The following is a 6,251-nucleotide window of genomic DNA, read 5'->3' on the forward strand; positions in this document are numbered from 1 at the left end:
TTGCGGATCTGATTGAGGAACTCGAACGTGTCATCGAGGTGCCGACGCCAAAGCGCAGGTGCTTCCATAACGCATTGCTTCCATGATGGTGGTTGTTTGCCGCTTGGCTGGGATTGAGGGCATCAAGCTTCTCGCATCGCTGCCGACCGGGTGCTGGCCAAAATTATCCTCGATTCTCGTTCCATCAATGAGCGATGTTGCTGCAGTTGAGCTCGGCAATCGTTTAGATACCCCCGCCAAGCGGGCCGACCGGGGCCTGATCAGTTCTCACCGATCAGTTTTCCGGGGCGTCACGCAATGTCCGGGAAAACGAGCGAATTGCCTCCGCCTATGCTCACTTCGAGTATATCCGACATGTTGTTTTCAGCGTGATCGGAGTCAACCCCTGGCACAACGGGTAGTCTGGACTTGCGACAATCCATACCAAGCGAAGCAGCGCACCGGATCGAGAGTCAATCTCCTCTATCCGAGTCCAGCGTCTTGCCGTCCCAGCTTTCCTACCCCTAGCGCGTCACACCGCTCCGCGGATCGGATTGACGAATTGGAGTCCGGCAAAGTCCTTTTCGTTGTCTGTCACCACCACGCACTCGTTCGCGCCGGCGACAGCGGCTATGATCATGTCGAGCCCGCTACGTGGCTGGCCGGCCGCTTTCCCTTTCGCCATTAGCTGCGCCCAGATCAGCGCCGCCTTGTCGTCGAACGATAGGATACGGTTCGCAAACAGCGCCTGCGGCCCTTCAGACCCCGAGAACCACTTGTCGAGCGCGTCGCGTTTTTTGCCTCGTGGCTTCTCCAAAATACCGCGGCGGATCTCCGCAAGCGTCAGCGACGCGATGAACAGATCCTCGTCGCGCTGTGACGACATCCATGCCACGAGCGATTCCGATGGCTGCGGTTTGACAACATTACTGATGATGTTGGTGTCGAGGAGGTAGCGCGTCACAGGTCGACTTTGCGCCCCTCTTCATGGGGCCGGGAAAAATCGAGGTCCGCGCCCACCAGCGGCGAACGCCGCAAGGCGGCGAGGATTCGGCCAGGCTTGGGTGGCTCGCCAGCGATCGACCTGCTCACGGTCGCGCGAAGCTCTGACGCTTCGGGGGTATCCTCCGACAGGCGCCGGGCAAGCGATCGTATCAGATCGCGATCAGCGTCCCGACCGAGTACTTCGAAGCGCGCTAAGCCGCGCTGGGCAAGGCGGGAGCGGTAATGTTGGATGGCACGCTTCTGTGAATTTCCCATGGTGGCCTCCATCTGTTTCCAGTAATATAGCCAGGAACAAGGCTTGCACAAGGTAGGGGCGGTCCGTGCGGGCGCAACTCGGGGGTGCAGCAAGGAGACGGAGGTGCTCGCTCACGTCGATCGACGCATTCCATCAAGGCGAAAAATTGCACCAAGACCTGTGCGGATGGCGTGGTTCGTCGGTTGTCAGCTACCGTCGGCATGTTTTCCGAGCGCCGGGCGAACACCTCCACTCTGTCAAACAGCAGCGCACTATCCACCCTGGAATCTGGCGCCCCCGATTGCACTTTGAGAAGAGCACGCTGGACCTCTGGAAGGGCCGTTCAACCCTGACGAGCCAATAGCCGCCTATCGAAAGCCCGCCGCCTGGAGTTCGAAGAGTTCGGCGTAGCGACCGGACTGCGCCAAAAGTTCCTCATGTGTACCCTGCGCCTCAACTTTCCCGTCGGCCAGCACCAGAACGCGATCGGCCATCCGCACGCTGGAAAAGCGATGAGAAATTAGAACCGATGTTTTGCCCTTGCTCCGCTCCTTGAAACGCCGGAACACCTCGTATTCCGAACGAGCGTCGAGTGCTGCCGTCGGTTCGTCCAGGATCAATAGCTCAGCATTTCGCATGTAGGCTCGAGCAATGGCAATCTTCTGCCATTCGCCACCTGACAGCTCCACACCACCCTTAAACCCGTTGCCGAGCATCTGGTCATATCCTTCAGGCAGCCTGCCGATGACCTTCGAGGCTTGGCTGCATTCGGCGGCGCGTTCTATGCGATCTCCATCCTTGCGCGCCGTGATGCGGCCAACCGCGATGTTGTCGTTAGCGGTCATGGCGTAGCGAACGAAATCCTGGAAGATCACGCCAATCGAGTTGCGTAGTTCATCCAGATCGTACTCGCGCAAATCCTTGCCATCGAGAAGGATCCGGCCCTCATCGGGATCGTAGAGGCGTGTCAGCAGCTTAACCAGCGTGGTCTTCCCAGCGCCGCTCTCCCCGACGACCGCCACCACCTCTCCGGCCAGCAGCGCGAAGTTGAGACCACGCACCGCCCACCGCTCCGTTCCCGGATATCTGAATCCCACATCTTCGAAGACGAAGCCTTCTCGGATTGGGGAAGGGACGGGCAGCGGATTTTCGGGCGTCAGGATTTCAGGCTCCCGTTGAAAGAAGGAGAACAGGTAGTTGAGGTACTCCACCTCAGTGGCGAATATACCAGCGAAACGGAACAGCACCGTTTCCAGCTCATTGCTCAGTTGCAGGAACGCACCGGCGAGGAACGTAAGGTCACCAACGGTGAAGTCCCCCTGCAGCGTACGCCACACGATGTAAGCGTAAGCGCCGTAATAGGCCATCGTGGCGAGGGCGGTGAAGACACCACTCCAGATTTCATTCCGTAACTCCAGCTTGCGCATTGCGGTGTAGAATTGCCGTGCAAGCGCGACATAGCGACTGATGAGAAAACGGCTCAACCCGAAAATCTTGACCTCTTTGGCCGCTTCCACGCTGGTTGCCGTAAAGCACAAATAGTCGTGTTCGCGCCGCTCCTGAATGCGGCTCCAATCGAGCGAGTATCTCCTCTCATTGAAATAGAACTCGCCAACAAACGCCGGCACCACTGCGATCAACAGAAGAACCATCAGCCAAGGCGCAATGATGAGAAGGGCCGCGGCGAAAGCAATCACTTTTACAATGCTCGCCGCGTGTGAAAAAAGGCCAGACAGCGCCATGGTGTCGGTTGTCTGCTCGCGCGCAGCTTCGAGATGGGCCTGAAATTCGGCGTCCTCGAAATCCTTCAGATCCAGCGTCGCGGCACGCTCCATGAGAAGGGCGGTCAATGCAACGGTAATCCGCTCGCCAAGTGTACCTTCAACGAGAGATCGGACGCGGCTCAACACATCGGTGATCACAGCCAGCCCGAACCCGGCCGCAATCAACAGTGCAAGCGGATGCAACCTCTCCCCATAAAGCACGTCGGAAAGGACGGGCGCCCCGTGTGGGATTTGGTGACTGACGTCGTCAATGATCAGCTTGCCTACATAAAGTATGCTGACGGGAAGCAGTGCATCGGCAAGCCTCAGCAACAATGAGGACAAGGTTAGATATCGGCTTGTGCGCCAAGCCATCGCAACATACAGGGCTATGACGCGAAACGTGCCGAGGCGCCTCTCCGTGGAGCGCACCCCCGGTGGCGAGGACGGATCGTGGCCAGGAGCAGTTGGTTGAGGATTGCCGCAATTCTGGCTCGTCATGCTAAGATCTCGCGTCTCTGATCCGAAGGATTAATGGACTGCTTCTTGCCTGCAGGTCGGTCATTCTGATTTCCATCGGGTATCCCAACCGAACTCCACCGCGGTCGGGCGAGCTGAGTTGGGATGTTTTCTCCTGAGCCGATGCAGGCTGGTTGCCAATTTACCGCGCAAATGTCGTGCCAGGTGAAAGCACCTAAGCCTGGCGTACGAGGTGGCTGGATGAGCGGCCTGGCTTTTGCATGCAATGCCTTGATCTCCCGAACGCTTGGCGCGGCGGCGGTGGGTCCGGATGCGGCTAAATGCACCGCTCCTCCAGCACGACCTCGAATCTGGAGAACGCCAATTTCGTTCAGGGTGAGGTACTCGGCATTCCATTGTCTTCGATGATTTTTTCAAAATACCGCGGCAGATATCCGGAAGCGTCAGCCACGCGACGAACAGATCCCGCCGCGCTGCGACGATCCGTTGCATGAGCGATTCTGATGACTGCAGTCTGACGACAATTCAGATAAGGGTTGGTTGAAGCAGGTAACGTGTCCAGGTCGACCTTGCGCCCTCTTCGTGGGGCCGCGAAAATGGAGATCGGTCCCACCAGCGGCCTCCGCTGGTATGCGGACAGAATCCCGCCAGGCTTGGACACCAGCTATCGACTTGCTCACGGTCGCGCGAAGCTCTGATCTTTGGGGATGTCCTCCGACAGCCGACGGGCGGTCGATCGGATCAGATCGCGATCACCGTCGCGACCGAGAACTTCGAAGCGCGCTACGGCGCGTACGCCAAGGCGGGATCGATAGCATGGCGCGCTTATGTGATCTCCCTATAATGGCTTCTGGTTTATTGCCCGCAATATAGCCAGAAAGTCAGATTCTGGCAGGGAGTGGGGCGGTTAGTCCAGCGTGCTGACCCGCGAAGCGACGCTACACAATTCCCACGCTGGCGAGAGCGTAAAGCGGTGCTGCAGCGCTTCAGCTTCGAGCGGGAGGCTTGGCGCAAACGCCCTCAGTAACAATGAGTCTGAACCACTCGATCCGCGATCCTATCGTAGGGCAATGCCCATGATCGAGACTTTCGAACTTCTGGGGGACACGGTCGAGCGGGTGGAACAGTGAGCGGGATCGAACGGGGAGGCGTGGTTTCGTCAAGTACGGCTTGAAGACGCCCTCGCGGCCCGGCACCCTTCGCGACGCTTTCACCAGACCGCCCTTGACCGATGGCCGAGCCGATCCCTCTGGAGACGGAGCGCGGCGACCGAACCCGAAGCGTGTGGCCGGGCAGAGCCGGCCCCGCCATCATACGCAGCGCGAGGCTGCAGGTCGACATGCCGGCCGGAATCCCGGAACGACAAGGTGGGCTCGCTCCGGAACTCCAGATGGCCAGGACGAGCGAATGCATGGCCATAGGCCGGTACTGCCCGACCCGTGCCGGTATCCGCGCTCCACGAAGACCCGGCGCGTCTACTACGCCACCGGTCATGGGCGTCCCGGCCCGACCCACGCGGCGGCCACCCACCCGCGTCATCGCGGATCTCGTCACTCGCCAGAGCATGTTGCGTCCGATCGAATCGACGGGTTCTCCCACACGAGTATGAACAGCGGCTATTCGCGCCACCGTCGCATCTATACGAAAAGATATCCGACATGCCGGTCAGTTCTCGGCGTAGCGGAAAACGTAGGAGCTCCTCAAAATCGCCGCGGATCTCGCGCATGCTGTTCGGTTGACGCAGTGCTAAGGCACGCAGCGAGACAGGTCTGTGGCTTTGCCCATCAGCGCCTCGAGCGGACCTCGGCCGAACGCGCGCCTCCATAACATTGCGAACGCACCGGTTGCGAGCACGAAGCCTCCCAGCACGTAGAGTGGCGATCCTGGCACTTCCGTTATTCCAAGCACCCAAATTCCCCATAGGTGCAGGACATAAGCAGTCAAGGACATAGAACCGACAGCGACGATTGGACCGGTCAGGACGCGAAGACGCGTGTCGGAAACGACCAGGCTGATCGCCAGAACCAGGAGGGCAACGCCGGTGTTCCCCAGGATCGAGAAGGTGGTCTCAGTGTGAGGTGAGGCCACCCACAACCAAACGGGCCCGGCCTCGAACGAGCGGAACCACTCTCCCGCATTCGACCACCAGAGATCGCCTATGTCCCCACCCTGCTCGGTGATCGCCTCTGCTACCCCAGGCACATAGTGCAAGGCGAGCGCAGACCCTCCATATCCAAGGACGGCGAGCGCTATTCCAGCGGTCGCCAACCACCGGCGGGTGGTCACCTTCGTCAGATTCAGACGTGCGACTGCCATGCCTGCGATGATGAATGGTATCCATGTGATGGCAGGGTACATCCCGCTGAGCAACAGGGTGACGAAAGGGTCAAAGGCCATCTCCTCATCCATCATCTGGTTGATCAGGAATGCCAGCTGAGGAAGCACAAATGCCGTGGAAAGCGCTATGGCTGCAAGGGTGACCGCATCCAGCCGGCAGAGTGGAAGAACCAGCAAAAAGCACAGCCCGTAATAGGCGAGGACCACCTCGACCGGCGTTCCGGTGGCCTTCAGCAGCAGACCTAAAATTAGCAGGATAAGTGCGCGTATCACGATTTTGGTGGCAGCTTGGCGGCCTGCTTGTCCTGTCTTGGGGATTCTTCCAGTGATAAGGACAAGGGAGAACCCTGCCAAGAAAGCAAAGAGCGCAGAAGAGCGACCATGAGCGAGTTCTAGAACGAAGCCGCTGACCCCCCCTTCGCTTGGATGGGGTGCGACATGTGCCGCGTACA

4 protein-coding genes are annotated in these 6,251 nt (G+C 59.2%); all 4 read right to left on the reverse strand.

Annotated features, from left to right (window positions below):
• Nucleotides 1-511: 511 nt before the first annotated feature.
• Nucleotides 512-943: a PIN domain-containing protein gene (locus tag M727_RS0132270; RefSeq protein ID WP_027155984.1), complete on the reverse strand. Its 432-nt coding sequence runs from the start codon at nucleotides 941-943 to the stop codon at nucleotides 512-514.
• Nucleotides 940-1,239 carry a hypothetical protein gene (locus M727_RS43570; RefSeq protein WP_027155985.1) on the reverse strand — a complete coding sequence of 100 codons (300 nt, stop codon included), beginning with the start codon at nucleotides 1,237-1,239 and terminating at the stop codon, nucleotides 940-942. Before M727_RS43570 ends, M727_RS0132270 begins: the two co-directional genes overlap by 4 nt.
• A gap of 348 nt (nucleotides 1,240-1,587) precedes the next feature.
• Nucleotides 1,588-3,483: an ABC transporter ATP-binding protein gene (locus M727_RS0132280; protein WP_084647009.1), complete on the reverse strand. Its 1,896-nt coding sequence runs from the start codon at nucleotides 3,481-3,483 to the stop codon at nucleotides 1,588-1,590.
• A gap of 1,725 nt (nucleotides 3,484-5,208) precedes the next feature.
• On the reverse strand, nucleotides 5,209-6,251 hold a 1,043-nt coding region (locus tag M727_RS0132285; RefSeq protein ID WP_027155987.1), incomplete at its 5' end, for a DUF418 domain-containing protein.

This window comes from Mesorhizobium sp. WSM2561 (genome assembly GCF_000513915.1).
Lineage (GTDB): Bacteria > Pseudomonadota > Alphaproteobacteria > Rhizobiales > Rhizobiaceae > Mesorhizobium > Mesorhizobium muleiense.